The organism is Roseateles sp. T103, from assembly GCF_057219915.1.
On sequence record NZ_JBXVVS010000003.1, the window covers coordinates 166,495 to 192,020 of the forward strand.

The following is a 25,526-nucleotide window of genomic DNA, read 5'->3' on the forward strand; positions in this document are numbered from 1 at the left end:
CGGATGCTAGGCCTCCGGCCTGCTGGCCGGTATCCCCAGTTCCGTCGGCCGCGCCGGCAGTCGTGCGACTCAATCGGCCACGGCCTGCCGCACCGCGTGCTCCCAGCGCGCCATTGCCTCGGCAGCGCGTTCGCGCGGCAGCGTCGGCGTGAAGACGCGCTCCGACCGCCACTGCGCGGCCAGCTCGTCAAGGCTGCGATACAGGCCGCTGCTCAGTCCGGCCAGATAGGCGGCGCCCAGCGCGGTGGTCTCGATCACCTGGGGGCGCACCACCGGGATGCCCAGCAGATCGGCCTGGAACTGCATCAAGAGGTCGTTGACGCAGGCGCCGCCGTCCACGCGCAGCTCGGAGACCGGCTGGCCGCCAGCGGCGACGGCGTCTTTGCTCATCGCCTGCAGCAGTGCGGCGCTCTGGAAGGCGATGCTCTCCAGCGCGGCGCGGGCGATGTGTGCCACCGTGCTGCCGCGCGTCAGGCCGACTATTGATCCCCGCGCATCGGCCTTCCAGTACGGCGCGCCCAGGCCGGTGAAGGCGGGTACGAACATCACGCCGCCGGCATCGGGCACGCTCTCGGCCAGCGCCTGGACCTCGGAGCTGGCCTTGATCGCATGCAGTCCGTCGCGCAGCCACTGCACCACCGCGCCGCCGATGAAGACGCTGCCTTCCAGCGCGAACTCTGGAGTCTTGCGCGTCTGCGCGGCGCTGGTGGTGATCAGTCCGTTGGCCGAGGTCTCGAAGCGCTCGCCGGTGTGCATCAGCATGAAGCAGCCGGTGCCGTAGGTGTTCTTGGCCATGCCGGGCTTGAAGCAGGCCTGGCCGAACAGGGCGGCCTGCTGGTCGCCGGCGATGCCGCCGATAGTGATCTCGGCACCGAGCAGCGCGGCCGCCGCCTGGCCGTAGGCATGGGCCGACGGATGCACCGCCGGCAGCAGGCTGCGCGGAATGTCCAGCACCGCCAGCAGCTCCTCGCTCCAGTCGTTGCGGCGCACGTCGAACAGCATGGTGCGCGCTGCATTGCTGACGTCGGTGGCATGCACGGCGCCCTGGGTCAGCTGCCAGAGCAGCCAGCTGTCCACGGTGCCGAAGGCCAGCTCGCCGGCCTCGGCACGTACGCGCGCGCCGGGCACATGGTCGAGCAGCCACTTCAGCTTGGTGCCGGAGAAATACGGGTCGATCACCAGGCCGGTGGTCTGGCGCACCAGCGGGCTCAGGTCTTGCGCGCGCAGCGCGGCGCAGCTCGGCTCGGTGCGGCGGTCCTGCCAGACGATGGCGTTGTGCAGCGGCGCTCCGGTGCGGCGGTCCCAGAGCACCGTGGTCTCGCGCTGGTTGGTGATGCCGATGGCGCGGATATCGCGCGCGGCCAGACCGGCGCGCTGCAGCGCCTCGCGCGCGGTGTCGAGCTGGGTCTGCCAGATCTCCAGCGGGTCGTGCTCCACCCAGCCAGGCTGCGGATAGATCTGGCGGAATTCGCGCTGCGCCATCGCGACGATGGCGCCGTCGGCGGCGAAGACGATGGCGCGCGAGCTGGAGGTGCCCTGGTCCAGGGCGAGCAGGTGCGTGGGCTGGGTCATGGCTGGTCTCCGAGACGGCCGCTCGATGGCGATCTATGGCGATTTGTGCGCCGAGTTTAGGGTGCTGACTGGCGTCACGATTCCGGCAGAGAATGCAGGCACCGCATCGCGCCTGCCCGCCACGCCACAGGATGTCCGCACCGAATGCCCAGCCCAGCGCGGCCTACGACGTCGTCGTCGTCGGTGGCGGCATCAACGGTGCCGGCATCGCGCGCGACCTCGCTGGCCGCGGCTGGCGCGTGCTGCTGGCCGAGGCCGACGATCTGGCCAGCCACACCTCGTCGGCCTCGACCAAGCTGATCCATGGCGGGCTGCGCTATCTCGAGTACTACGAGTTCGGCCTGGTGCGCAAGGCGCTGCAGGAGCGCGAGCGCCTCTTGCGCAGCGCGCCGCACATCATGTGGCCGCTGCGCTTCGTCGTACCGCACGACGCCTCGATGCGGCCGGCCTGGATGGTGCGTCTGGGCCTGTTTCTCTACGACCATCTGGCGCGCCGCGAGGTCTTGCCCGACTCTGCCGGCGTGCGCCTGACCGACAGCCCGCTTGGCGCACCGCTGAAGGCCGGCTACCGGCGCGGTTTCGTCTATTCGGACGGCTGGGTGGACGACGCGCGCCTGGTGCTGCTGTGCGCGCTGGATGCGCGCGAGCGCGGCGCCGAGGTGCTGACGCGCAGCCCGGTCACCGCAGCGCGCCGCGATGCCCAGGGCTGGGATGTCGAGATCGCCGCACCTGCCGGGCCGCGCCGCGTGCGCGCCCGCGCGCTGGTCAATGCCGCCGGCCCCTGGGCGGAGAGCTTTCTGCGCGAGATCGCGCGGCCTGCGGCCGGCGAGCCGCTGGCCAGCAAGAGCCTGCGTCTGGTCAAGGGCAGCCATATCGTCGTGCCGCGCTGCTTCGACCACGACCATGCCTATCTGTTCCAGAGCCCTGACGGCCGGGTGATCTTCGCGATTCCCTACGAGCATGCCTTCACGCTGATCGGCACCACCGACATGGAAGTCCCGGCGGCCGAGCTGGCCGGGCGGGCCAAGGCGCAGATCGCGCCCGACGAGATCGCCTATCTTTGCGAGCAGGCCAGCCGCTACTTCGCGCGGCCGGTGCGGCCGGAGGAGGTGCGCTGGAGCTATGCCGGCGTGCGCCCGCTGCTCGACGATGCCAGCGGCAGCGCCTCGGCGGTGACGCGCGACTATCTGCTGGAGCGCGACACCGCCGCTGCGCCGCTGCTCAATGTCTGGGGCGGCAAGATCACCACCTTCCGCCGCCTCGCCGAGGAGGCCGCCGATGCGCTGGGCGAGATGCTGGGCGAGCCGCGCGAGGCCTGGACCGCCGAGGCCTGCCTGCCCGGCGGCGACCTGGACCGCTGGATAGGCCAGCCGGCAAGACCTGACACCGACTTCGAGCGCCTGGTCACCGCGGCGCGGCAGCGCTGGGACTGGATGCCGCTGGTGCTGCTGCGACGCCTGTGCCATGCCTATGGCAGTCGCATCGACCGCATCGTCGGTGGCGCCAATTTGGCCGCCGAGCTCGGCCGCGAGGTGGCTGCCGGCCTGTACGAAGCCGAGCTCGACTACCTGTGCCGCGAAGAGTGGGCGCGCGAGGCCGACGACGTGCTGTGGCGCCGTTCCAAACTCGGCCTTCACTATGGCCCGGCACAGCACGAGGCGGTGGCACACTGGATGGCCGAGAGGAACAAGAACAACAGGGCATGAGGACCAACGCCACTGCCGACCCGGCCTTGCCGCAAGCGCGCTGGGAGCTGCCCGTCGGGGAAGGGCGGGTGCTGCTGCTGCATCTGTCGGGCGACTGGCGCGGCAAGGCCAGCCTGCCGCCGCTGCCGGCGGCGGCGCCCGAAGCCGCACTGCTGCGCGCCGTCGACGCCGGCCTGAGTCATTACGACAGCGCGCTGGCGGCGGCGCTGTGGTCGCTGGCCGCCGAGAGCAATCGCGCGCTGGACACCGCCGCCCTGCCCGAAGGCTTGCGCGAGGTGCTGGCGCTGGCGGGCGCCGGCCGCCCCGCCGGGCCGCCGCTGCGCGAGACCGCGCTGGCGGCGGTGGGGCGCCATATGCAGGAGCGCGTCGTGCGCGCGCGCGAAAGTCTCACCTTTGTCGGCGAGGTGCTCTATGGCCTGGGCCATCTGCTGCGCGGCAAGAGCGCGATGCGCGGCGCCGATCTGCTCTTCCAGCTGCAGGTCACCGGGCCGGGCAGCCTGGGCATCGTCTCGCTGGTGTGCTTCCTGGTCGGGCTGATCATTGCCTATATGGGCGCGGCGCAGCTGCAGCGCTTCGGCGCGCAGATCTACATGGCCGATCTGGTGGCCATCGGCGTGGTGCGCGAGGTCGCGGCGCTGATGACGGGCGTGATCCTGGCCGGCCGCGTCGGTGCGGCGTTTGCTGCGCAGCTGGGAACGATGCAGGCCAACGAGGAGGTCGATGCGCTGCGCTCCATCGGCCTCAATCCGATCGAGAACCTGGTGCTGCCGCGCGTGCTGGCGATGACGCTGATGGCGCCGCTGCTGACCGCCTACGCCGCGCTGGTCGGCTGCATCGCCGGCCTGCTGGTGGCGGTGTTCGTCTTCGACCTCGAGACCTTCGAGTACCTGAGCCGCACGCGCGACGCGCTGGAGCTCAAGCATCTGGCGATCGGCCTGTTCAAGGGCACGGTGTACGCGATGCTGGTGGCGCTGGCCGGCTGCCGTCAGGGCATCTATGCGGGCCGCAGCGCACAGGCGGTGGGCGAGGCGACGACGGCCGCGGTGGTGCAGGCCATCGTGTGGATCACCGTCGCGGCGTCGATGCTGACGATCATCTTCCAGAAGCTGGACTGGTGATGGAACTGAACGCAGCCGCCACCGCAAGCCAGGAGCCGCTGATCTGTGTGCAGGACCTGACGCTGGCCTATGGCGACAAGCTGGTGATGCAGAGCCTGAACTTCGAGGTGCGGCCTGGCGAGATCCTCGTGCTGATGGGCGGCAGCGGCTGCGGCAAGAGCACGCTGCTGCGCGCGCTGATCGGCTTGCAGCCGGCCGCGGCGGGCAGCATCCGCTACGGCGAGCTCGACCTGGCCGAGGCCGACGAGGCCGAGCTCGAGCAGCTGCGTCGCCGCTTCGGCGTGGCCTTCCAGGCCGGCGCGCTGTGGAGCTCGATGACGGTGGGCGAGAACGTGATGCTGCCGCTGCGCGAATCGACGTCGATGAGCGATCAGGAGATCGCCACCGTGGCGCGCTTCAAACTGGCGCTGGTGGGGCTGGACGGTGCTTTCGAGCTGATGCCCTCGGACCTCAGCGGCGGCATGAAGAAGCGCGCCGCGATCGCCCGCGCGATGGCGCTGGACCCGCCGCTGCTCTACCTGGACGAGCCCTCGGCCGGCCTGGACCCGCTCACATCGGCGCGGCTGGACGAACTGATCCTGCAGTTGCGCGATCATCTGGGCACGACGGTGGTGCTGGTCAGCCATGAGCTGGACAGCATCTTCGCGGTGGCCGACCGCGCGCTGTTTCTGGACGCCAAGGAGAAGACCATGACTGCGCTGGACAGTCCGCAAGCCCTGCTGGAGCACGGGCCGCAGAGCGTGCGCGAGTTCCTGCGCCGGGGAGTGCGACCTACATGAGCCGCCGCAAGTCCAACCCGGCGCTGCTGGGCATGTTCGTCGTCAGTGCGCTGACGCTGCTGTTCATCGCCGTGGTCGTGCTGGCCGGCGGGCAGCTGTGGACGCGCAAGCAGCTGGCGGTGATGCACTTCGGCGGCTCGATCTACGGCCTGCAGGTCGGCGCGCCGGTGGTGTTCCGCGGCGTGCGCGTCGGCAGCATCGCCGACATCGACCTGGCCTACGACCGCGGCGGCCATCGCGTGGTGATCCCGGTCACCGCCGAGCTGGACCGCAAGATGCTGCGCAGCGTGGCCGGCGACGTGCCGGACCTGGGCCGCGCGATCCCATCGCTGGTCGAGCGCGGCCTGCGCGCGCAGCTGGCCACGCAGAGCCTGCTCACCGGCCAGCTCTATGTGGACCTGGACTTTCATCCGGAGAAGCGCAGCCTGCGCGTGAACCCCGAGGCGGCCAACGAGATTCCGACCATCGCGATGCCCTTCCAGGAGCTGCGCAGCCAGGTCGAGGAGCTGGACATCAAGCGCCTGGTGGCCGACATCTCGGCGATCGCCAGCTCGACGCGCGCGCTGCTGGCCAGCCCCGAGCTGCAGCAGACGCTGCGCGACATCGCCAAGGCCAGCAGCGAGATGCGCAGCGTGATGGGCAAGCTGAACAAGCAGGCCGAGCCCACGCTCGGCAGCGCCCGCGAGGCAGCCGATGCGATGCGCGAGGCCATGGGCGATGTGAGCCGCGCTGCCGCCCGGGTGGACGAGACCTTCCAGCGCATCGATGCCGCCACCAAGAACGTGGCGGAAACCGTGGCACCGGATGCGCCGCTGGTGCTGAGCATGCGCCGCGCCGCCGACGAGCTGGCCGCTGGTGCCGCGCAGCTGCGCGGCATGGCGGCGGACGAGGCGCCGCTGCAGCAGAACCTGCAGCGCAGCCTGGGCGATCTGGCGCGCGCCGCGCGCGCGCTGCGCGAGCTGGCCGAGACGCTGGAGCAGCAGCCCGAGTCTGTGCTCAAGGGCCGCCGTGGCGACAGCAAGTGAGGACGAGGAGCGAGAAGCGATGAATGCCGTGCCAAGCCGAATCTCGGGCGCCGCCCTGCTGATCGCCTGCGCCGCCGCGCTACTGTCCGCTTGCGGCAGCTCGCCGCCGGTGCAGCTCTACCAGCTGCGCGCCGACCCACCAGCGGCTGCCGCACCGGCCAAGCAGATGGCGGCCGAGCGCTGGGTGTTGACCGCAGTGCAGCTGCCCGACTATCTGGATCGTGATGCGATCGTCGTGCCCAGCGGACGTGCCGGGCTGCAGGCGCTGTCGGGGCATCGCTGGGCCGAGCCGCTGCGCGACGCGGTGCCGCGCCTGCTGCTGCAGGACCTGGCCACGCTGCGCGGCGTCGAGCAGGTCTGGCGCGCGCCAGTGCCGCCCGGTGTGGCGATCGACCGCCAGCTGCGCGTGGAGCTGCGCCAGTTCGAGGCCATCGATGCGCAGATGAGGCGCGTCGTGCTGGCGGCACGCTGGGTGCTGTCCGATCCGACGGGCAAGCAGCCGGCGCGCGTCGGCGAGACGCGCCTCGAGGTGGCCACTGCCGATGCCAGCCCGGATGCACTGGCCGCCGCGCATCGCGCGGCGCTGTGGCAGCTGGCGCAGGCGGTCGCCGGCTGGGCCGCGACGCCGGGACGCTGAACGGCTGCGTTCGGCTCAGCGCGCGAACAGCAGGCCTTCGCGCTCCGGAAAGACCATCGTCTCGGTGGCGCGCACGACGCGGCCGTCCTTGAAGTGCACATTGAAGCGCAGCAGATGGCCGCGCTGGCCGTTGGGCACGTTCCAGTCCCACACCTCCTCGCCGCTGAGCGCGAAGAAAACGCGGCTGCGCTCGCTGCCCAGCCGTCGGCTGACCTGCTCGGGCGTCATGCCCGGCTGGATGGCGGCGAAGCGCACCGTCTCGTCGCGCAGCGTGTCCTCCACCGAGACCAAGCGGCCGGCGGCATCGAGCCGCACCATGTAGCAGCTCTGGCCGAAAGGCTGCGACGAGTACTCCAGCGTCCGGCCGCCATCGGCCTCGGGCCAGACGCGCTTGGGCTGGCCATACAGCGCCATCACCTGCGCCGCGTCGCTGCGGCCCGGCAGCAGGCGGGCGTCGTGGTCCAGCGAGGCACAGCCGCTCAGCGCCAGCAGCAGCGCCACTCCGGCCAAGCGGCGGGCGAGGGCATTGGGGCGTGCAGAGCGAATCATCTCCATCGTCGTGCGGCGCAAGGCATGTCGGGGTGGCTGGAAATTATCCGGCGGGCGCACAATCCGCGTCACCATGTACGACATCCTCCGCCTGCTCCACCTCGCCGCCGCCATCGTCTGGCTGGGCGGCATGACGTTCATGCTGTTGGCGCTGCGCCCGGCGGCGCAAGCTCTGCTCGAGGGCCCGGTGCGCGCGCGCCTGATGGCGCGCATCTGGCAGCGCTTCTTCATCGCCGTCTGGGTCTCCGTCGTCGTGCTGCTGGCCAGCGGCGGCCATATGTACGGCTTCGCCTGGCGCTCGGCCTCGGCCGCGCTGGGCAGCGGCAGCGTGCCGCTGGGCTGGCAGGCCATGCTGGTGATCGGCGTGCTGATGGTGCTGATCTTCGGCCACATCTATTTCGCCGGCTTCGCGCGCTACCGGCGCGCGGTCGCGGCCGAGCAGTGGCCGCTGGCCGCCGCGGCCGCTGCGCAGATGCACAAGCTGGTCGTGGCCAACTTCGTGCTGGGCTGGCTGGCCGTGGCTGCGCTGCGTTTGCTGCGCTGACGCGCAATCCTGCACGGAATGCGCCGTCCTCCCCCTAGAGCGCACAGACAGCGCCGCCGCCAGCGGTCGATACAGTCATTGACGAGCCTGGGCGGCCTTTGCGCCAGGCGTGCAATATGTTTCTGTACATTCGACAGATGGGCGCGCACCATCGCTGTTCACGCGCGCAAGGTGGTAGGCAATGAACACACAGCAGTGGTTGATGGCGGTGGCGGGCTTGGTGATCGGCGCAGGTGCCGCCTGGGGTGCTGCCGTCTGGTGGTTCGGCCGTCAGCTCAAGGCGGCGCATGCCAAGCAGGACAAGGTGGACAAGGCCCGCGAGTTCGCTGCCCAGCAGGCCTCGCAAGCGCGGCGCCAGATCGAGGCGCTGCAGAAGGAGCTGGGCGACCTGCGCCAGCAGTTCAATCAGCAGCAGGCCCAAGCGCCTAGACAGGCCGCGCCACAGTCGCCCGCGCCGGTGGAGATGCCCATCCTTGGCGTCGACCCCACGCCGTCGCGTCCACCCGCCGACGGCTTTGCCGAGACTCAGGTGATGCCGCAGCGCCGGCGCTGAACGGCTGCAACGCTCAGCCGTCTGGCGTCGAGCGCGGGCTGCGCCCGGTGGGGCACAAGACGTTCTTCGGCTCCTCGCCGCGCAGGTACTGAAGCTCCTCCTCGTCGCTGGCAGGTCGCACGGCAAGGAGCTGCGCGTCGTCGCCGTACAGCTCGGCCAGCAAGGCGAGCATCTGTGCCTTCACGTCGACTGCATCGGATGGCGCCGTGCGGAACCAACGGCGCGGACGTCCCTGGTATCTGAAGTCGACCACCCAGGTGCACGAACTCCGAAAGAACTGCGCCATCCGCGCTGTCTCAAGGCTTGCTGGCTGGCGCCTGGGGCCGCAGCGCCGCGCAGGCGTCGCGGCGCGGTGCAGCCGGAGGCTGGGCCAGGCCCTTGTCCTTGGCGCGCGCGGCCATCTGCTCGCGGTGCTGGTCGCGCAGTGCCGTGCATTCCTCGTAGCTCTTCACCGCCTGCATCTGCTGCTGGTGGGTGGCGCGCTCCTCGGGTGTCATCATCGACCAGCCCGGCGTGTAGCGCGAACCCCAGCGGCCGCTCATATGGCGTCCGCCGCCGGGACCCATGCCGGGCGCGCTGGCCGCGGGGCCGGGGCCTGCTCCAGGGCCAGGGCCCTGGGCCTGGGCCGTGGACACGCCAGCCAGCAGCCACAGCGATACGGCCGCAACACCCAGCAAGGGCCTGATCGAGATCACACGCTTCGCAGCAATCTTGGACATGGGGGACTCCTTTGCCATGACTTCGGTCGGTTTCCACAGCCCTGCCTGGGCGAGCCAAGTGCCATCCGTTCTGGTCATAGCGCCGGGCTGCGGCTCGGCAGCTGTGCAATAGGCAAGGTAGTGAGCTCTTGCCAGTAGGGGCTTGTCCTGTATCAAGCTCGGCGCCCGGGTCCGATGGTCGTGGGAGCTTGGCTTCTGGCTCGCCGCGCGCATCAGCAGCGCCCTGCACGGGTTCGGCCGCAGGAGTTGGCACATTCCGTTCACCGCGCCGCGCCGATCGCTGCCATGATCGACGGCGAAGCGAAGACGCAGGAAGGCGAGCTGTGATGGCCGATCCCGATGACACGCCCGCGCAGGCAGTAGATCCCGACCAGCGGCCCGAGAGCAACGAAGCCTCGTCGGCCGAGGTCGACGATGTCTCCTGGGCGCTGCCGGGGGCGCGCAATGCGCCGGCCCAGGCGCTGCGCCGCATACGCGCGCTGTGCGAGGGCCACGGCGATCTCTTCGCCGCGATGTTCGCCGTCGCGGCCACGCACCCCGGTGTGGCGCGCGAGATCCTGGCACAGGCGATCAAGCAGTTTCGCCCCGATGCCGAGGCCTACAGCGTGGCCGACATGGTCAGCCTGCTGGTCAGCATCAACACCGGCGGGCGCGATGCCTTCGAGGCCGTGCAGCGCACGCGCAAGAACGCCGGCCGCAAGGCTGCCTCGTTACCGTGGGGTAGCGACAAGGACTGAAGAGCGCCGTTCAGCTTCTCAGCTTCACGCCTGCCGCCGCCTGCGCCTCGCGCAGCTTGTCCTTCTTGCTCTTGCGCGTCGTGCTCTTCACGCCGCCCACGGCCTGGGCGGGCGTGGCCACTTCGGTGGGCTCGAAGCCGGCGATCTGCTCGCGCGCGATGCGCGGCAGGCCGCAGCGTTTTTCGATCAGGCGCCAGTGTGGCTCGGTCGCGGCGCTGACGAAGCTCACTGCCAGGCCCGGCTCGCCGGCGCGGCCGGTGCGGCCGATGCGGTGGGTGTAGTCGGCCGCGGCGCGCGGCAGGTCGTAGTTGACGACCACCGGCAGCCGCGCGATGTGCAGGCCGCGCGCAGCCACGTCGGTGGCCACCAGCACCTGCAACTCGCCGGCCTTGAAGGCGTCCAGCGCTTCGGTGCGCGCGCCCTGGCTCATGTCGCCGTGCAGCGGCGCGGCATGGATGCCGGCGCGCGCCAGCTTGTGCGCCACCAACTCGGTGGCGTACTGCGTGGCGGCGAACACCAGCACGCGCGGCCAGCCTTCGCTAACGATCAAGTGGCGCAGCAGCTGCGTGCGGCGCGGCTCGTCCACCGCGATGGCGCGCTGCACGATGTCGGGCGCGGCCTGATGCTGCTCGTCCAGCGCGATGCGCAGCGCATCGGCTTGAAGCAGCTGCGCGGCCAGCGCCTGCACGGCCGGCGCGAAGGTGGCCGAGAACAGCAGCTGTTGCCGCTTGGCCGGCAGCAGCGCCAGCACGCGCGCCAGTTCATCGGAGAAGCCCAGGTCCAGCAGGCGGTCGGCCTCGTCCAGCACCAGGGTCTGCACCTGGCCCAGCGACAGCGCGTTGTGCTCGACCACATCGAGCAGCCGGCCCGGCGTGGCGACGACGATCTCGGCGCCGCCGCGCAGGCCCATCAGCTGCGGATTGATCGACACGCCGCCGAACAGCACCGCCACGCGCGGCGGCAGCGCCGCGCTGGTCTGAGCGAGTGCGCGCAGCAGCTCGCCCACCTGCTGCGCCAGTTCGCGCGTGGGCACCAGCACCAGGGCGCGCGTGCGCCGCGGCGGTGGTTCGGCACGCTGGCTCAGCAGCGCCTGCAGCAAGGGCAGCGCATAGGCCGCCGTCTTGCCCGAGCCGGTCTGCGCGGTGGCGAGGATGTCCTCGCCGCGCAGCGCGGCCGGAATGGCCTGGGCCTGGATGGGCGAAGGCTGCGCATAGCCCTGCTCGGCGACGGCGCGCACCAGGGCCGGCATCAGGCCGAGGGAAGCAAAGGACATGGGTGAGCGCCCGGCGGTGGCTATGCCAAGCAGAAACGACAAGGCCGGCATTGTCGCCGGCCTTGTCGGAGCTGGGCTGATCGACAGTGGGTATCGACAGCGCATCTTGCAGGGTTCACGGCTCACCGTTCTCGATTTGCGGGTCCGTCGTGATGCGTTGACCAGTTTGTGCGCTGACGACTGTCATCGTGTACTCGTAGCTCGCAACATTGTTGTTGTAGTCCCCGAGGGCCAGCGTGGCAGCATTGATGTACCAGGCGACGGGAAACTCTGCCTGAGCGTCCTGGCAGTTGATCACCAGCGCCGATCCGTCAGTCGGGAAGTAGTAGCCAGGGCTCATCAGGTAATAGACGATCAACGCATTGGGCGCATGCGACACCTGGACGGGGTCGGGACTGAAGACCAGGCTGTTGCCGGCTGCATCGACCGTGACGCTTACGGCGAAGACGTTGTTCTGAATAGGGGTGGGCTGGTTGCTGGGCATGGATTAGGTGCTCCCTCCGTGATGAAGACAAAGCCGGCCTAGCACGCCACGCTGACAAGTCAGTGCTTCGAAGCGCCCAGACGCCGGACCAGCTCGCCATACAGTGGGTGACGGTAGGCTGAGGTCTTTACCTTCTCGGCCAGATCAATGGCTTCTTGAGTGCGCCGCAAACGCAGCAACGCAAGAGCGCGTAAGCAATTCACGCGCGGGTCGCCGGAAGCTTCCAACGGTGCGAGAACCGTCAGCGCAGCGAGCCAGTGCGGACTACCGTCGGATGCCCCATCGGATTTGGCGTCGCCGAGGATCAGAAGGGACTGGGCAAGTACCCAGCGCGTCTCCGCATCCCGCGTTTCCTGCACGGCTTTGACAAGGTCGGCTGCCAGGAAGTCCGCCAGCGCCTTCAGACGAGGCACCCGTTCGGCATCCGCGCGGGCGACGGCGATGTGGGTCAACAGCCATCGACCGACCAGCATCACCTTCGTCTCGGGCTTGCGTTCGTATGCAGCAGTAAGCCGTTCTATTGCCGTTTCGACGCGATCCAACTCGGCACGCGCTGCCAACGTCTCGCCTCGCAAGACCAGGATCTCGGCAAGCTGCTGACGAACGAAGGTCAGTCTCTCCAGAGGCCTGAGGTTCGCCGTATCGATGTCTGTCAGTACCGCGTAGAGGTCTGTCGCCCTCACCGTGTATGTCAGGGCTTCATCAATCCGGCCCGCAGCCAAGTGCAGGCGACCCAGCGCACTTAGCGTATCGCCATGGCGCTGTTGGGTGATGCGATCGGCACCTGACTGACCGGCACTCGGGGCAATGAGGACCAGCTTAGCCTGCTGGCTGGCGATGCTGGCATCGTAGAGGCCTAGGCGTTCCTCAGCCTCAGCCTGCCAGCCCAAGGTGGTGGCCAACTCTGCTTGCAGCTTGGGTCGTTGCGGCAGTGCCGCCTCCCAGATCGTTCGCGCCTGCTTGAATCGCTCCAGAGCGTCTTGCGGTGCTCCGCTGCGCAGCTTCACCACGCCAAGATTGCTATGCGCGCTGGCTTGCTCCGCGAGCCACTCAGGCTTGCCTGGCTCGAGTCGCACCAGCTCATTGGAGAGTTCCAGGTAGCGCGAAAAGCTCGCAGAGGCCTGTTGCAGCTTTCGCTGTTGCCAGGCCGCGTAACCCACCCAGTAGCTGCTCTGCGCATGGTCAAAAAGGCGCTGGGTGTTCTTCGGATCGCGGGCCAGCAGTTCGGCGGTGGTGTCGGCGGCTTCCTGGAAGCGCTGCTCGGCTTCGCTCATCTTGCCGCGCTTCTCGGCAATCTCGCCCATCAGGTGCAGCGCACGGGCGCGGCGGCCCAGCGAGTCGGCGTCGCTGCGGGCCAGGTCTTGGCGTGAGTAGTAGGCCAGGGCCTTGTCGCCCACGGCGTCCAGAACGTCCAGCCGGCCGACGGGGTCGAGCTTCTTGCGCAGATCGCCCAGCATGAACTCGATCAGGCCCTCGGCCTCGATGCGCTGCTCGTGCGCCTCCTTGGCCTGCCACACCGCGATGCCGGCGCCGGCGGCGATGGCAATCACGGCGGCGCTGCCGGCGCCCACCGCCAGGCGGTGGCGGCGCAGGAAGCGCCCCAGCACATAGAGCCGGCTGTCGGGCCGCGCGCTGATGGGCTCGTGCGCCAGCCAGTGGCGCAGGTCCTGGGCCAGCGCCTCGGCATTGGCGTAGCGCTCGGCGGGTGCTTTCTTCAGCGCCTTGGCGACGATGGTGTCCAGGTCGCCGCGCAGCAGGCGGGCGCAGGCGCTGACGGCGGCTTGTTCGCTGCGTGCGGCCTGGTCGGAGAGGCGGCGGGGCTCGACCTCGACCAGCTCGCGCATCTGCTCCAGTGCCGAGGCCTGGCCGGTCTGCGTGGCCTTGCCGGCTGTGGGGTGGGCGCCGCTGAGCAGCACATAGAGCAGCACGCCCAGCGCATAGACATCGGTGGCGGTGGTCACGTCGCCGCCCTGCACCTGCTCGGGCGCGGCGTATTGCGGCGTGAAGGCGCGGCCGGCCTGGCGCGTCAGCTCGGTGGCGGCGGCGCCTTGCTCGGCCTGGGTGGCGTCGCCCAGCAGCTTGGCGATGCCGAAGTCCAGCAGCTTCACCGCGCCGCCCTGGTCCACCAGGATGTTGGAGGGCTTCAGGTCGCGGTGCAGGATCAGCCGGTTGTGCGCATGGGCCACGGCGGCCAGCACGTCCAGGAACAGCGTGACGCGGGCCTGCACGTCCAGCTGCCTGGCTTCGCAATACTGCGTGATCGGCTGGCCGTCCACGTATTCCAGCACCAGATAGGGCTGGCGCGCCGGTTCGCCGGTGAGGCCGGCGTCGAGCAGGCGGGCGATATGCGGGTGCGAGAGCCGCGCCAGGATCTGGCCTTCGCGCGCGAAGCGGGCGGCCTCGCCAGGGCGGCCGCCGAACAGGCCGTTGCTGAGCAGCTTGATCGCCACCTGGCCTTCGAAGCGGCCATCGGTGCGCCGCGCCAGCCAGACCGTGCCCATGCCGCCGCGGCCCAGCTCGCGCTCCAGCGTGTAGGCGCCGATCTGCTGGCCGGGCGCGAGGCTGGCGAACAGCACCTCGTCCAGCAGCGGCGGCGGTGCGGCCAGGAAGTCCGAGCCTTGTTCTTCCAGCGCCTGCTGCTGCTCCAGCAGCGGCAGCAGCTCGGCCGCCAGCGCCGGGTCTTGCGCGCGCAGCTGCTCCAGCCGGGCGGCGCGCTCGGGCGCGGCCAGGTCCAGCAGCTCGTCCAGCAGCGGGCTAACGCGTTGCCAGCGTTCCTTGTCGATGGAGGCCATGGCGGGGATTGTCGGCGGGCCGGGGTCAGTTCTTGAGCGACACGGCCAGGAACAGCCGCGCCTTGGCCCAGTCGCGCTGCACGGTGCGCTCGGTGATGTCCAGCGCCTCGGCGATCTCGGCCTCGGTGAGGCCGGCGAAATAGCGCATCTCCACCACCTGGGCCAGGCGGGGCTCGGCCTCGGCCAGCTCGGCCAGGGCTTCGTGCACGCGCAGCACGTCGTCGTCGCCCTGCGGCGTGATCTCGGCGATGCCGGTGTTGAGGGTGACGAAGTCCAGCTCGCCGCCGCGTTTGCCGGCCTGGCGGGCGCGGATCGCGTCGATGACGATGCTGTGCATCACCTTGGCCGCGTAGGCGAGGAACTGGCGGCGGTCGGAGAAGTCCAGCTCGCCGGCGCGCTGCAGCTTCAGGTAGGACTCATGCACCAGCGCGGTGGCGTCCAGCAGCGTGATGGCGCCGGACTGGCGCACGCGGCTGGCTGCCAGGCGGCGCAGTTCGGCATAGAGCAGGGCGACGACACGGTCGGCGGCTTGCGCATCGCCCTGGCCGGCGGCGCGCAGCAGCATGGTGATCTCGGCGGACATGTAAGCACAGGGAGGAACGGCGTGGCCCGGACTCTAGCGCCTTGCATTGACGGTCGTGTCGGGTTTCGCCGACGGGCTGCGTTTTGTAGCTATGAGGGCCCGGGCCGTCGACCGCGCACAGGGAGGCTGAGGCGCGGCGACGGTCTGGGTGCTCAGCCTGTGGGCCGGCCATGCCGTGTCGCGTCGCGTCGTGCGCTGGCCGCCCCGCTGTTGCCCGACATCGTCCACCCCCCAGCCATGGATAGCCGAGTTCCTCCTCCCGCCGCCGTTCCTTCTCCTTCTGCCAGCCCAGGGTCGAGCCCGCAGGGCGGCAGCGCCTCGCGCCTGGTGCTGCGCCAGCCGCCACAGCAGGTGCCGGACATGGCGCACTTCGCCGCGCTGCTGAACCGCCAGCTGGGCTATTGCCGCCGCAGTGGCAGCCGCATGGCGCTGCTGCTCCTGCAGGCCGAGGCCGTGGCCGAGTCGGCCGAACTGCTGCCGTCGCCACGGCAGCCCGAGCTGCTCTGGCAGGTGGTCGGGGCGCGCCTGGTGAACCGCGTGCGCGGCACCGATGTGGTTTGCCGCATCGGTGAAGCGCGCTTCGCGGTGATGCTGATGGGCGCTGGACGGCCCGAGGCCGAGATCGTGCGCGCGCGGCTGCTGCGGGTGCTGGCCGGCCCCTACGGCATCGAGCAGCAGACGCTGGGTCTGGCTTTGCAGATGGGCATGGGCGTGTTCCGCGAATGCGGTCTCACCGGCACCGAGCTGACCGCCGCTGCCGAGCGCGCGCTGGGCGCGCAGCGCCGCGCCGATCGCACCCTGGTCAAGGACGGCGAGGGCGGCTGAGACGCCGGGGCTGTCGTGTGGGCCTAGACTGCGGCTCATCATGCAGCAGCCGCAGTTCGAGCATGCCGACGACAGCGCCGAGTACCGCCGGCCCGCGCACCGCGCCGGGGTGGAGCTGTACCGCGCCTCCATCCTGCGCCACCAGTTCGACACGCACAGCCACGAGGCCTACGGCCTGGGCGTGATCACCGCGGGCGTGGGGCGCTTCCGCTGGCGCGGCGGCGAGCATCTGGCGCCGCGCGCCACGCTGATGCTGATGAACCCCGAAGACCTGCACACCGGCCGCGCCGACCGCTGGGAGAGCGACGGCGCCTGGGGCTATCGCATGGCCTATCTGGAGCCGGCGCTGCTGGCCGAGCTCAGCGGCGAGCCGGCCTGGTTGTTCGACGCGGCGGTGGCGGGCGACGCGCGCAGCTCGGCCGAGGTGGCGGCGCTGATCGGCGCGCTGTGGCAGCACGGCGACGAGCCGCTGGCCTTCGACAGTGCGCTGCTGCAGCTGGTGCAGGCGCTGCGCCGGCATGCGCGCGTGGCGCCACAGGACGATGCGGCGGCGGAAGGCGCGATGCGCTTCGCGCCGGTGCTGGACTTCATGCGTGCGCAGCTGAGCCAGACGCTGACCCTGGAGCAGCTGGCCGCAGTGGCGGGGCTGAGCCCGTTTCACTTCCTGCGCAGCTTCAAGGCGCAGCAGCATGCGACGCCGCAGCAGGCGCTGATGGCGCTGCGCCTGGCCGAGGCCAAGCGCCTGCTGGCTGTGGGCGAGGCACCGGCCGAGGTGGCTGCCGCGGTGGGCCTGGCCGACCAGGCGCATCTGAACCGCGCCTTCCAGCGCCGCTACGGCGTGACGCCGGGACGCTACCAACAGCAAGTCGGTACAAGACGGCGCGCCTCGCCCTAGGCGACAGTGGCGCCCATCATGTTGTTCAGCGGTACCTTGTTCGCCCTGGCGGCCGGCCTGATGTGGGGCCTGGTCTTCGTCGCGCCCCTGCTGCTGCCGGACTATCCGGCGGCGCTGCTCACCGTGGGCCGCTACCTGGCCTTCGGGCTGATCGCGCTGCCGCTGGCGCTGCTGTTCGACCGCCGCGACCTGGCCCAGCTTAAGCGCGCCGACTGGCTGGAGGCGGCCAAGCTCAGCGCGATCGGCAACTTCCTCTACTACCTGTGCCTGTCGGCGGCGATCCAGCGCGCCGGCGGCCCGCTGCCCACGGTGATCATCGGCACGCTGCCGGTGGTGATCGCGATCAGCTCCAATCTGCGCGACCACCGGCGCGACGGCCGCCTGCCTTGGCGGCGGCTGGCGCCGTCGCTGGCGCTGATCGCCGCGGGCATCGCCTGCGTGAACCAGGTGGAGCTGGCGCAGCTGGCCGGCGCCGACGACGCGTCGCTGCGTCGTTATGCCGAGGGCGCGCTATTGGCGGTGGCAGCGGTGGCCTGCTGGACCTGGTATCCGATCCGCAATGCCGACTGGCTGCGGGCGCACAGCGAGCGCAGTCCCCGTGTCTGGGCCACGGCGCAGGGGCTGGTGACGCTGCCGATGGCCTGGCTCGCCCTGGCGGCGGTGCTGGCGCTGCAGGCGGCGGGCCTGCCGCTGCTGGCGGCTGACTTCGCGCTGCCGCTGGGGCCGCGGCCGGAGGCCTATCTGGGCCTGATGGCAGCGGTGGGGCTGTTCGCATCCTGGCTGGGCACGCTGTGCTGGAACGAGGCCAGCCAGCGCCTGCCGACCACGCTGGTGGGGCAACTCATCGTCTTCGAGACGCTGTCGGCGCTGGCCTATGCCTTCCTGCTGCGCGGCGCCTGGCCGCAGCCGCTGACGGCGCTAGGCATCGCGCTGCTGGTGGGCGGGGTGGTGTGGGCGCTGCGGGTGAAGCCGCAGCCCAGCGGGGCGGTGGATTCGGCGCACTAGCCGCGCCGGCCGTTCAGCGCTGTGCTGCCGCCTTGGCCTGGGCGGTGGCGTCCTCGTCCTTGCCGAAACGGCGCTTCCAGGCCTTGATCACGAGGTGCGGCAGCAGCAGTCGCATCGGCATGCGCATCCAGTGCGCGCGCAGGTAGAGGAAGCTGCGGGCAAGTCCGCTCCAGCGGTCTTCGCAGCTGGGGTGGTCGGGCTGCAGTGCGCGCAGGAACACAGCGTCCATCCAGGCCAGCTGCAGGCGTGGCGGCGCAGCGGCAGCCAGCGCCTGCGTTGCCGTGGCGGGTACCGGCGTGCCGAGCACCGCCTGCGCATAGCGCAGCGCATAGAAAAGCACGCGGCTCAGCCCGAGCGCATCCGCGCGCGTGGCCAGCTCATGCCAGAAGGTGGGCGTGATGCTGCTGAAGTGGCGCAGCAGCTCATCGATGTCCACCAGGTCGCGCAGACCCTTGTCGAACTCGCCGTCGAGGAAGAGATGGCAGGCACTGTGCAGCACCAGGTCGGCATCGCCAAGGCGGTACAGGCCGGGTGCGTTGGGCAGGGGTACGGCGGCATCCAGCAGGCGCTGGGCGTCCACGGTGATGCGCGCGGTGCGTGGCAGGATGTTGTGGTGCACGTCGATCACGCTGCTGCGACGCATGTGGCGCATCGGCGGGATCTCGTGCATCCATTCCCGGTAGTAGCGCTGATCATGCGCGCTGAGCTCCGGGCTGCCTTCCCAGCCGTGCAGGATCAGCTCGGTCTCGACCGCTTCGATGCGGGCCAGGGGCACGAGGATGTCGATGTCGGTGAGCAGTCGACCGCGACTGGCTGACAGCCCGGCCAGAGCATAGGCCGCGCCTTTGAGTAGCAGCACCGGTGCGCCCAGCTCGGCCAGGGCTAGGCGGATATGGCGGGCCTCCCAGAGCACGGCGCGGTGCTGGCTGTCGGCCACATGCTCGGCCGCGCACAGATGCGCAGCGGCGCCACTCGGCGGTGTGATGCCCTGGTCTTGCCCCAGCACGGCCAGACGCGCGAGCAAGCGGCTGCGCCGGGCCTGGCGGATCAGCAGGTCCCAGTCTGCCGGGGTCAGGGCAGCGAGAGCGCCTGGGTCGCGCAACACCTGGACCAGCAGCGCGTTCCTCATGCCTCAGGCTCCAGGGCCACGTCGTCGCTGGCGAGGCGCTCGAAGAAGTGGATGGCCTCATCCAGCCTGCCATAGGAGAAGTCCAGCGTCAGGGCTGGCTCCACCAGATCGGCCAGACATTCAAAGCCACGGCTGCCATGCAGGTGGTAGTTGAAGGCGTGATCCAGCAGTTGCATGAAGCCGGTACTGCGCTTGAGCTGCCTTGCCCGCAGCGGTGCGTCGGCGATGAAGCGCGGGAACACGACCCAGCCCAGTCGAGCTGGCTCCTTGTCGCGCCGGACACTCTCCGCAGGCGGCTTCATATGGGCCACGCTGCCCTTGATGGTGTCGTGCACCACGGCGCTGAACCGGGCTTCCGGTGCGAAGGCGCGAATCACATCGATCGAACGGTTCTTCAGGCTGACGGGGCGGGCCAGGGGCAGGAGCAGGCCGCGTTCGGGGTCGATCAGCGCCAGCTCATCGGAGAGCAGGCGCCAGCCCCGGTTGACCAGCGCGGCGCACAGCGTGCTTTTGCCTGAGCCCGGTGGTGCGGGCAGCAGCGCCACACGCCCGCCGCGCTCGATGGCGGCGGCATGGATGACGATGTATTGGTGGGCGTGCTCGGTGACACACCAGTTGAGACCCCATTCCAGCATCGGCGCTGCCTGCGCCAGCGCCATCGGGCTGAAGGGGCGGTGGCCGTCCAGCTCGAACTGGGCCTGGGGCCGCAACCATCGGCGTAGCCCGGCTTGGGCGTCCACCCTGGCATGGAAGTCGAAGAACCCATCCTCGGGCAGCAGGGGATGTTCGGCGTAGAGCAGGCCTAGGGCTTGTGCCACCTGCGGCAGGCTTGACTGCAGGCGCAGGCTGAATGGCCCGGTACGCAGCATGAGCCGGCCCTCGGCCAGCCTGGCCTGCAATTCCTGCGGCGGCAATGCTCCCAGCCTCACGCGCTCAGCGACTCGGCCAGACCGAGGTCCTCGAACTGTTGCAGACAGGCGCCGAGCTCAGCCAAGAAGTCTTCGTCCACTTGATCTGCATCCGCCAGTCGTGCCGCCAGTTCCGGCAGCGCCAGCGGAACCGCCGCTTCATGCAATGTCTGCAGCACCACATGGGCAGAGGCACTGATCAGATGCGTGCTGGCATTGAGCGGATTGAAGATCAGGAAGCCGTCGTCCCAGTGGCGGATCGGGAAACTCTCAGTCAGCAGGCAGGACCAGCGCGCGGCGCTGTTCACGCCGTCATGACGTAGTTGAGATATCGCTGGAACTGATCGGCGGTAGTCCACTTCACGCCGGAACCGCCCGGCTGGTAGTTCTTGCTGATATAGCCCTGCCAGAGCTGCTGCACCTGGGTGGTGCTCATCGGGAAGCCCGTGATCTTTAGCGAGTTCAGATAGGCTGCTGCGACCTTCCGGGCGACATCGCGATCGGTGGAGCTAGAACTGCTAAATGTGTTCTGGATCGCGTTGAAAAGCGTCAGATTGGGGAATAACCCATTGGTGTTGAAGGCTGTCTGGAATGTGCGGTCACCGCAGCCGCCCGGGTAGTCCTTCTTCGCGACGCTCTTCCAGCTCTCTGGGCCGCCCGCTTTGCCTATGGTGCAGGAGGGTGTGCTGCCCACACGGCTGGGCGGCGCGGACTGGAAGCCCGTTGGCCCATGACAGGTCTCAGTGCCGGCCAGCACCGGCCGGCTGACCACCGTCATGGCGACGGGAGCAGCAGACAGACCGCCCTTGATCAGTCGGCGTCGCGCAGCACGCCGCGCCGACTCTGCCGAGTCGGCTGCTGCGCCAGCGTTTGCATCGTGGGTATGGTGTTGCTCGTTCATGGAAGCCGGCCTCTCTTGGCAGCAAGTGGGAACGCCAGTTGCCCGGGCGATACTACATGCGCCTGCTGACACTTGGATGGCAGTGTTTCACACAAAATCTAGGTGGGGTAGTCTGATGCCCCCCCCGGAACAGGTGCCGACTTGGCGCAGGACGCGCCGGAGATCGGTACGTGACCCTGCTGCTCAGGGCAGACAAGACGCTAGGATGTGCCAAACCGACTCGATGATGTCGCAGACATCCGTGACATATGCCGTCAGCTGCCGATGCTCAGACGCCATTTGCCGACCTGCTGCTTGCCTTGCAGCAGGGCAGTGGGGTGCTGTCGGCCGTCTTTGATCCTGCCGACCGACTGGCCTGGGCCAATGAGGCTTTCCGTCAGGTCTATTGGCGGGCCGACGCGGGGCCAATGCCGTTGTGGGCCGACATGATGGTGCGCAACCACGCGCTGCAGCAGGGCGAGCTACTGTGCGCCGATGACCCAACGGCTTGGGTGCAGGCGGCCCGGGTGCAGCGCCGTCGTCTGCCTTATCGTGCCTATCTGGTCGAGCTCTGTGATGGGCGCAGCCTTTGGATGACTGAGACTTGCGACGCCGAGGGCTGGCTGCTGATGGTGGCGACCGATGTCACGTCGCTGCTCGACGGACCGGTGGCGCGGCCGCGCCAGCATGCTGGCGCATCGAGTGCTGGTCTTGCTCCGGTGGTGCTTCCTGAGCGGCAGGCCACCCTGCGGCTGCTGCAGCGCACCTTGGTCAATGACCAGTGCTGGCCGCTGTGCGCGGCCCTGTTGTCTTTTGACGCACAGGCCGGTGCGCCAGGCCTACAGCAGGCGCGGCGGCGCCTGCAGTCCAGTATCCGTCAGGAGGACGGTTGCGGTGTCTTCGGCCCGAACGAGTACCTGCTGATCCTGCCCACCGCCGGACTCGGGCAGGGGCGTGCGGTGGTGGAGCGCGTGCTCGCCCGGCTGAGCCAGCCGGATGGAGATGAGCACGAGCTGCCGGATTGTTCGGCTGGCCTGGTGGCGGCGCGCTGGGGTGAGCCCTTCGAAGTTTTGCAGGATCGTCTGCGCGAGGCCTTGTCCCGCGCGGGGCCTGGAGGCCGCCTGGCTGTTCTGGACGATTGAGCGCCGGCAGAGAGTGCGCTCAGTCTCTGCCCAGCTGCTCCAGCGCCCAGGCGCGCGCCTCGGCCATGGTTTCGAAGGCGGCGAAGCGCCGGCCGTGCTCGGCATAGACGCGGGCAAAGATCGGCAGCATCAGGCTGCGTCCTTCGACTTCGGGCGCGACCACATAGGCCACCGCCAGCGGAGCGGTCTTGGCGCTGCTCATCTCCGCAAGGAAGCGGCCGAAAGCGGTCATCACTTCCATGGACGCCATGATGCTGGTGCGCATCTCGAGGATGTCGACAAAGCGGCCCTGTGGCGGCTGGGTCGCAAACAACTCCTTCATCGCGCGACCAACGCCATGCACGGTCTCCAGGTTGAACGGCCCCTCGGCGATCAGGTGAACGACCGAGCCATCCTTCCACATCTCCACGCTGCCATGCGGCCGGAATGGTCCTGGCGCGAAGTGCTCGCTGCGCAGGCTACCCCCGGATTGGTCCTTCTCGGCGCTTGACATGCCGTGATGCTAGAGGCGAAGGGGCCGGGGGAGCAACTGAGCTCTGTCAATCCGGCCGGCCCGGTTCGTGATCAACTGCCGCGCGCGCCGCTGAACGTGCCTGTCGGACTGCCTATCGCGTCAGCGGCAAGGGCAAGGGTTGACCCTGGGATTGGGCCGGTGCTGGCACCCGCAGCAGGCCCGCCAGGGTCGGCGCGATGTCGGCCACCTCGACCCTGGTCTTGACCTCGCCGCGGCCCACCCAGCGCGGCCCCCAGGCGAGGATGGGCACATGGGTGTCGTACGCGTGCGGCGTGCCGTGCGAGCTGCCGCCACCGCGCGAGCTGTAGAGCCAGCCGGGCCTGACAACGATCTGCAGCGGTGCGCTGATCTGCGGGTGCCAGGACTTGCGCATCGCCGCCAGGTAGGGCGTGCCGGTGTCGTTGCCGGCAAGCTGGTCGGCCGTGAATACCGCCGCTATGCCGTCCACCTGCAGCAGCAGCGCCTTGGCCGCCTGGTGGACCGCCTTGGGCTCCAGGCCGCGTGCGGCGATGAGCTTGTCGTCGAAGAGCAGGCCGGAGGCCGAGTAGCCGACCGCCAGCTTGTCGGCGCCGAACTGCTTGGCGAGCTCGGCATTCAGCCAGGACAGCACCTGGCTGGGGTTGATACGGCCGGCGTCCTTGCCCTGGCTCTGCGTCCATTCCGGCGTGTCGGCAAAGCCATGATCGGCGCTGAGCACAGCCACGTAGTTGCCGGCGCCGACGCGCTGGTCCAGGTAGTTGAAGAAGGCCTGCAGATGGCGGTCCAGATGCAGCAGGTGGTCGTGCGACAGCCGCGACTCGGGGCCGAAGGCGTGGTTCACATAGTCGTGGCCCGAGAGGCTGACCGAGAGGATGTCGGGCTTGTCGTCGGCGCCGAGCTGCTCGCCCTCGATCGCGGCGCGTGCGAAGTCCAGCGTCAAGGCATCGCTGAAGGGCGTGGCGATGAGGTTCTCGTAGAAGCGCGGCCCCGGCGCGTCCATCTTGTCGCCGATCACCGCCGGCAGCGTGTTGCCATTGCCGCCGCTGTACTGCCAGGGCTGGCCGTCGGGCACCGAGCGGGCATAGGCGCAAGCAGGCGACGGGCCGCCCCTAGCCTGCTTGTCCCCCTCGGGGGGATGGGGGCAGTCATATCCGGGCAGCAAGGGCGTCCAGCTCTTCTTGAAATAGGCATCGGCAGGCTTGGCCGCATTGAAGGCCTGCACCCACTGCGGGTGCTGCTGCATGTAGTAGCTGCTGGACGCAAACTGACCTGTGCTGCCCATGTACATATAGGCCGTGCCCTTGTGGCCGGCCGGCAGGATGGCGCCGCGGTCCTTGCCCGAGATGCCGATGACCTTGGAGGCCGGGTCCAGCGTACGCAGCACGTCGCCCAGGGTCTCGACCTTCAGCTTGCGTGGGCTGGTGCCGGCCAGCGGCGCGGTCTTGTGGCCGATGTACTGGTAGGCGCTGTCGCTGGTGCAGTAGACGTTCTCGTAGGTCTTGGGGTCGCGCCACTCGTTGCCGATGATGCCGCTGCGCTCGGGGTAGGCGCCGCTCAGCAGCGTTGCGTGGCCCGCCGCGGTGACGGTGTGGCCATAGCCATAGTGCGCATTGGCGAACCAGGCGCCGCGGTCGAGGAAGCGGCGCAGTCCGTCCTCGGCCAGCTGGTCGCGGTAGCCGAGCACCTGGCGCTGCGGCAGGCCGTCGACGACGAAGAGCACGACCAGCTTGGGCCGCTCGGGGCCGGGCGGCAGCGGCGCAGTCGTCGGCGTCGACGCGCAGCCGGCCAGCAATGCGGCTACAGCAGCGGCAAGGGACAGCAGCGAGGGCTTGTTGTTCTGCATGGTCGGCATGGCGCGAGTGGCCCGTGGGGTGCACAGGCGGCGGAGCATAAACCGGCCTTGCAAGGCCTTCAGCGCCCGGCCAGCGCGTCGTCCAGCACTTCCACCCAGTGGCGCACCGGCGTCGCTGCGCTGCCGGCTTGCAGATGCTGGATGCAGCCGATATTGGCCGACACGATGGTCTGCGCCTGCAGCGGCGCGATGGCCTCGAGCTTGCGCTCGCGCAGTTGCTTGGACAGCTCGGGCTGCAGCACCGAATACGTGCCGGCCGAGCCGCAGCACAGATGGCTGTCGCTGGGCGGCAGCTCGATCTCGAAGCCCAGCTCGCGCATGCCTGCCTCGACGCCGCCGCGCAGCTGCTGGCCATGCTGCAGCGTGCAGGGCGGGTGGTAGGCCAGCTTGCCGCTGCGGCGCTTGCCGGGCAGGCGGCCCTTGAGCGCCGGCACCAGCGCGGGCAGCAGCTCGCTCAGGTCCTTGGTCGCTTCGGCGATGCGCTTGGCCTTCTCGGCATAGGCCGGGTCATGCGCCAGCGCGCGGCCGTAGTCCTTCACCGTGACGCCGCAGCCCGAGGCGTTCATCACGATGGCCTCGACCTTGCCGGCGTCGGTCAGGCCCTCGACCAGCGGCCACCAGGCGTCGATATTGCGGCGCATATCGGCGAGGCCGCCCTCATGGTCGTTCAGGTGGCTGCGCACCGCGCCGCAGCAGCCGGCGCCATCGGCCACCAGGGTCTGGATGCCGGCGGCATCAAGCACGCGCGCGGTGGCGCTGTTGATGTTGGGCAGCATTGCCGGCTGCACGCAGCCCAGCAGCATCAGCACCTTGCGCTTGTGCGTGCGCGTGGGCCACTGGTGCGCGCGCGGCGGCGCCTTGGCCGGCACCTTGTCCTTCAGGCCGGCCGGCACCAGCGGCCGCATCAGCTGGCCCAGCTTCATCGCCGGCTTGAACAGCGGCGAGGTCAGGCCTTCCTTCAGCAACCAGCGCACTGCGCGCTCGGCTTGGGGCCGCTCGACCTTGGCCTCGACGACGTTGCGGCCGATCTCCAGCAGATTGGCGTACTGCACGCCTGAGGGGCAGGTGCTCTCGCAGTTGCGGCAGGTCAGGCAGCGATCCAGGTGCTGCTGCGTCTTGCGCGTCGGCGTGGCGCCTTCCATCACCTGCTTGATCAGGTAGATGCGGCCGCGCGGGCCGTCGAGCTCGTCGCCGAGCAGCTGGTAGGTCGGGCAGGTCGCGGTGCAGAAACCGCAGTGCACGCAGCGGCGCAGGATCTCCTCGGCCTCCTGGCCTTCGCGCGTGCCTTGGAACTCGGGGGCGAGATGGGTCTGCATCGATCGATCG

27 protein-coding genes are annotated in these 25,526 nt (G+C 69.6%); 12 read left to right on the plus strand and 15 right to left on the minus strand.

Going from position 1 to position 25,526, the window contains the following annotated elements:
• Positions 1-69: 69 nt before the first annotated feature.
• Complete coding sequence (gene glpK / locus AC2EBS_RS11020; RefSeq protein ID WP_484728467.1) at positions 70-1,572, minus strand: glycerol kinase GlpK; 1,503 nt, start codon at positions 1,570-1,572, stop codon at positions 70-72.
• A 131-nt stretch (positions 1,573-1,703) separates the two neighbouring features.
• On the opposite strand from glpK, the gene glpD reads away from it, so the two are divergent.
• Genes glpD through AC2EBS_RS11045 form a run of 5 tightly spaced genes read left to right on the plus strand, consistent with a single transcriptional unit; the run spans position 1,704 to position 6,837 of the window.
• Complete coding sequence (glpD, locus tag AC2EBS_RS11025; RefSeq protein ID WP_484728468.1) at positions 1,704-3,278, plus strand: glycerol-3-phosphate dehydrogenase; 1,575 nt, start codon at positions 1,704-1,706, stop codon at positions 3,276-3,278.
• Positions 3,275-4,396, plus strand: coding sequence for an MlaE family ABC transporter permease (locus tag AC2EBS_RS11030; protein ID WP_484728469.1), 1,122 nt, complete (start codon positions 3,275-3,277; stop codon positions 4,394-4,396). The genes glpD and AC2EBS_RS11030 overlap by 4 nt, the downstream gene beginning before the upstream one ends.
• Positions 4,396-5,175, plus strand: coding sequence for an ABC transporter ATP-binding protein (locus tag AC2EBS_RS11035; RefSeq protein WP_484728470.1), 780 nt, complete (start codon positions 4,396-4,398; stop codon positions 5,173-5,175). Before AC2EBS_RS11030 ends, AC2EBS_RS11035 begins: the two co-directional genes overlap by 1 nt.
• Positions 5,172-6,200, plus strand: coding sequence for an MlaD family protein (locus tag AC2EBS_RS11040; RefSeq protein ID WP_484728471.1), 1,029 nt, complete (start codon positions 5,172-5,174; stop codon positions 6,198-6,200). The genes AC2EBS_RS11035 and AC2EBS_RS11040 overlap by 4 nt, the downstream gene beginning before the upstream one ends.
• A 19-nt stretch (positions 6,201-6,219) precedes the next feature.
• Positions 6,220-6,837 carry a PqiC family protein gene (locus tag AC2EBS_RS11045; RefSeq protein ID WP_484728472.1) on the plus strand — a complete coding sequence of 206 codons (618 nt, stop codon included), beginning with the start codon at positions 6,220-6,222 and terminating at the stop codon, positions 6,835-6,837.
• A 15-nt stretch (positions 6,838-6,852) separates the two neighbouring features.
• On the opposite strand, the gene AC2EBS_RS11050 is transcribed toward AC2EBS_RS11045, so the two are convergent.
• The gene (locus tag AC2EBS_RS11050; protein WP_484728473.1) at positions 6,853-7,461 is read right to left on the minus strand and encodes an outer membrane protein assembly factor BamE; all 609 of its coding nucleotides are present in this window, start codon (positions 7,459-7,461) and stop codon (positions 6,853-6,855) included.
• Here AC2EBS_RS11050 and AC2EBS_RS11055 point away from each other — a divergent pair.
• Positions 7,460-7,930 carry a hypothetical protein gene (locus AC2EBS_RS11055; protein WP_484728474.1) on the plus strand — a complete coding sequence of 157 codons (471 nt, stop codon included), beginning with the start codon at positions 7,460-7,462 and terminating at the stop codon, positions 7,928-7,930. The genes AC2EBS_RS11050 and AC2EBS_RS11055 overlap by 2 nt on opposite strands.
• A 181-nt stretch (positions 7,931-8,111) precedes the next feature.
• Positions 8,112-8,483, plus strand: a complete 372-nt coding sequence (locus AC2EBS_RS11060; protein WP_484728475.1) for a hypothetical protein — start codon at positions 8,112-8,114, stop codon at positions 8,481-8,483.
• 13 nt (positions 8,484-8,496) lie between these two features.
• Here AC2EBS_RS11060 and AC2EBS_RS11065 read toward each other — a convergent pair whose 3' ends face one another.
• Together AC2EBS_RS11065 and AC2EBS_RS11070 are read right to left on the minus strand one after the other, a co-directional pair.
• Positions 8,497-8,769, minus strand: coding sequence for a hypothetical protein (locus AC2EBS_RS11065; protein ID WP_484728476.1), 273 nt, complete (start codon positions 8,767-8,769; stop codon positions 8,497-8,499).
• Positions 8,770-8,779: 10 nt separating this feature from the next.
• On the minus strand, positions 8,780-9,202 hold the full coding sequence (locus AC2EBS_RS11070) for a hypothetical protein (protein WP_484728477.1): 423 nt from the start codon (positions 9,200-9,202) through the stop codon (positions 8,780-8,782).
• Positions 9,203-9,528: 326 nt separating this feature from the next.
• Between AC2EBS_RS11070 and AC2EBS_RS11075 the strand changes: the two genes are divergently transcribed.
• Complete coding sequence (locus AC2EBS_RS11075) at positions 9,529-9,939, plus strand: hypothetical protein (protein ID WP_484728478.1); 411 nt, start codon at positions 9,529-9,531, stop codon at positions 9,937-9,939.
• A gap of 10 nt (positions 9,940-9,949) precedes the next feature.
• Here AC2EBS_RS11075 and AC2EBS_RS11080 read toward each other — a convergent pair whose 3' ends face one another.
• The 4 genes from AC2EBS_RS11080 to AC2EBS_RS11095 all read right to left on the minus strand — a co-directional run bounded on the left by AC2EBS_RS11080 (position 9,950) and on the right by AC2EBS_RS11095 (position 15,071).
• On the minus strand, positions 9,950-11,212 hold the full coding sequence (locus tag AC2EBS_RS11080) for a DEAD/DEAH box helicase (RefSeq protein WP_484728479.1): 1,263 nt from the start codon (positions 11,210-11,212) through the stop codon (positions 9,950-9,952).
• Positions 11,213-11,327: 115 nt separating this feature from the next.
• On the minus strand, positions 11,328-11,696 hold the full coding sequence (locus AC2EBS_RS11085) for a hypothetical protein (RefSeq protein WP_484728480.1): 369 nt from the start codon (positions 11,694-11,696) through the stop codon (positions 11,328-11,330).
• Between the two features lie 59 nt (positions 11,697-11,755).
• The gene (locus AC2EBS_RS11090; protein ID WP_484728481.1) at positions 11,756-14,488 is read right to left on the minus strand and encodes a protein kinase domain-containing protein; all 2,733 of its coding nucleotides are present in this window, start codon (positions 14,486-14,488) and stop codon (positions 11,756-11,758) included.
• A gap of 25 nt (positions 14,489-14,513) precedes the next feature.
• Entirely contained in the window at positions 14,514-15,071 is a 558-nt protein-coding gene (locus tag AC2EBS_RS11095; protein WP_484728482.1) for an ECF-type sigma factor, read from the minus strand.
• Positions 15,072-15,431: 360 nt separating this feature from the next.
• On the opposite strand from AC2EBS_RS11095, the gene AC2EBS_RS11100 reads away from it, so the two are divergent.
• From AC2EBS_RS11100 to AC2EBS_RS11110, 3 genes are read left to right on the plus strand one after another with little or no spacing between them, the layout of a single operon-like run.
• Positions 15,432-15,896, plus strand: coding sequence for a diguanylate cyclase domain-containing protein (locus AC2EBS_RS11100; protein ID WP_484728483.1), 465 nt, complete (start codon positions 15,432-15,434; stop codon positions 15,894-15,896).
• 40 nt (positions 15,897-15,936) lie between these two features.
• Positions 15,937-16,791 carry an AraC family transcriptional regulator gene (locus AC2EBS_RS11105; RefSeq protein WP_484728484.1) on the plus strand — a complete coding sequence of 285 codons (855 nt, stop codon included), beginning with the start codon at positions 15,937-15,939 and terminating at the stop codon, positions 16,789-16,791.
• A gap of 21 nt (positions 16,792-16,812) precedes the next feature.
• Complete coding sequence (locus tag AC2EBS_RS11110) at positions 16,813-17,796, plus strand: DMT family transporter (protein ID WP_484728747.1); 984 nt, start codon at positions 16,813-16,815, stop codon at positions 17,794-17,796.
• A 13-nt stretch (positions 17,797-17,809) separates the two neighbouring features.
• Here AC2EBS_RS11110 and AC2EBS_RS11115 read toward each other — a convergent pair whose 3' ends face one another.
• From AC2EBS_RS11115 to AC2EBS_RS11130, 4 genes are read right to left on the minus strand one after another with little or no spacing between them, the layout of a single operon-like run.
• Entirely contained in the window at positions 17,810-18,925 is a 1,116-nt protein-coding gene (locus AC2EBS_RS11115) for a nucleotidyltransferase domain-containing protein (RefSeq protein WP_484728485.1), read from the minus strand.
• A complete protein-coding gene (locus tag AC2EBS_RS11120) occupies positions 18,922-19,854 on the minus strand; it encodes an HprK-related kinase A (RefSeq protein WP_484728486.1) in 933 nt (310 codons plus the stop codon). Before AC2EBS_RS11120 ends, AC2EBS_RS11115 begins: the two co-directional genes overlap by 4 nt.
• Positions 19,851-20,141: an HPr-rel-A system PqqD family peptide chaperone gene (locus tag AC2EBS_RS11125; RefSeq protein WP_484728487.1), complete on the minus strand. Its 291-nt coding sequence runs from the start codon at positions 20,139-20,141 to the stop codon at positions 19,851-19,853. Before AC2EBS_RS11125 ends, AC2EBS_RS11120 begins: the two co-directional genes overlap by 4 nt.
• On the minus strand, positions 20,138-20,734 hold the full coding sequence (locus AC2EBS_RS11130) for a hypothetical protein (RefSeq protein WP_484728488.1): 597 nt from the start codon (positions 20,732-20,734) through the stop codon (positions 20,138-20,140). Before AC2EBS_RS11130 ends, AC2EBS_RS11125 begins: the two co-directional genes overlap by 4 nt.
• A 317-nt stretch (positions 20,735-21,051) precedes the next feature.
• On the opposite strand from AC2EBS_RS11130, the gene AC2EBS_RS11135 reads away from it, so the two are divergent.
• A complete protein-coding gene (locus AC2EBS_RS11135; RefSeq protein ID WP_484728489.1) occupies positions 21,052-21,855 on the plus strand; it encodes a nucleotidyl cyclase domain-containing protein in 804 nt (267 codons plus the stop codon).
• Between the two features lie 19 nt (positions 21,856-21,874).
• On the opposite strand, the gene AC2EBS_RS11140 is transcribed toward AC2EBS_RS11135, so the two are convergent.
• From AC2EBS_RS11140 to glcF, 3 genes are all read right to left on the minus strand, one after another.
• Positions 21,875-22,348 carry a hypothetical protein gene (locus AC2EBS_RS11140; protein WP_484728490.1) on the minus strand — a complete coding sequence of 158 codons (474 nt, stop codon included), beginning with the start codon at positions 22,346-22,348 and terminating at the stop codon, positions 21,875-21,877.
• Positions 22,349-22,460: 112 nt separating this feature from the next.
• On the minus strand, positions 22,461-24,191 hold the full coding sequence (locus AC2EBS_RS11145) for an alkaline phosphatase family protein (RefSeq protein ID WP_484728491.1): 1,731 nt from the start codon (positions 24,189-24,191) through the stop codon (positions 22,461-22,463).
• Positions 24,192-24,259: 68 nt separating this feature from the next.
• Entirely contained in the window at positions 24,260-25,516 is a 1,257-nt protein-coding gene (glcF, locus tag AC2EBS_RS11150; protein ID WP_484728492.1) for a glycolate oxidase subunit GlcF, read from the minus strand.
• Between the last annotated feature and the right edge of the window lie 10 nt (positions 25,517-25,526).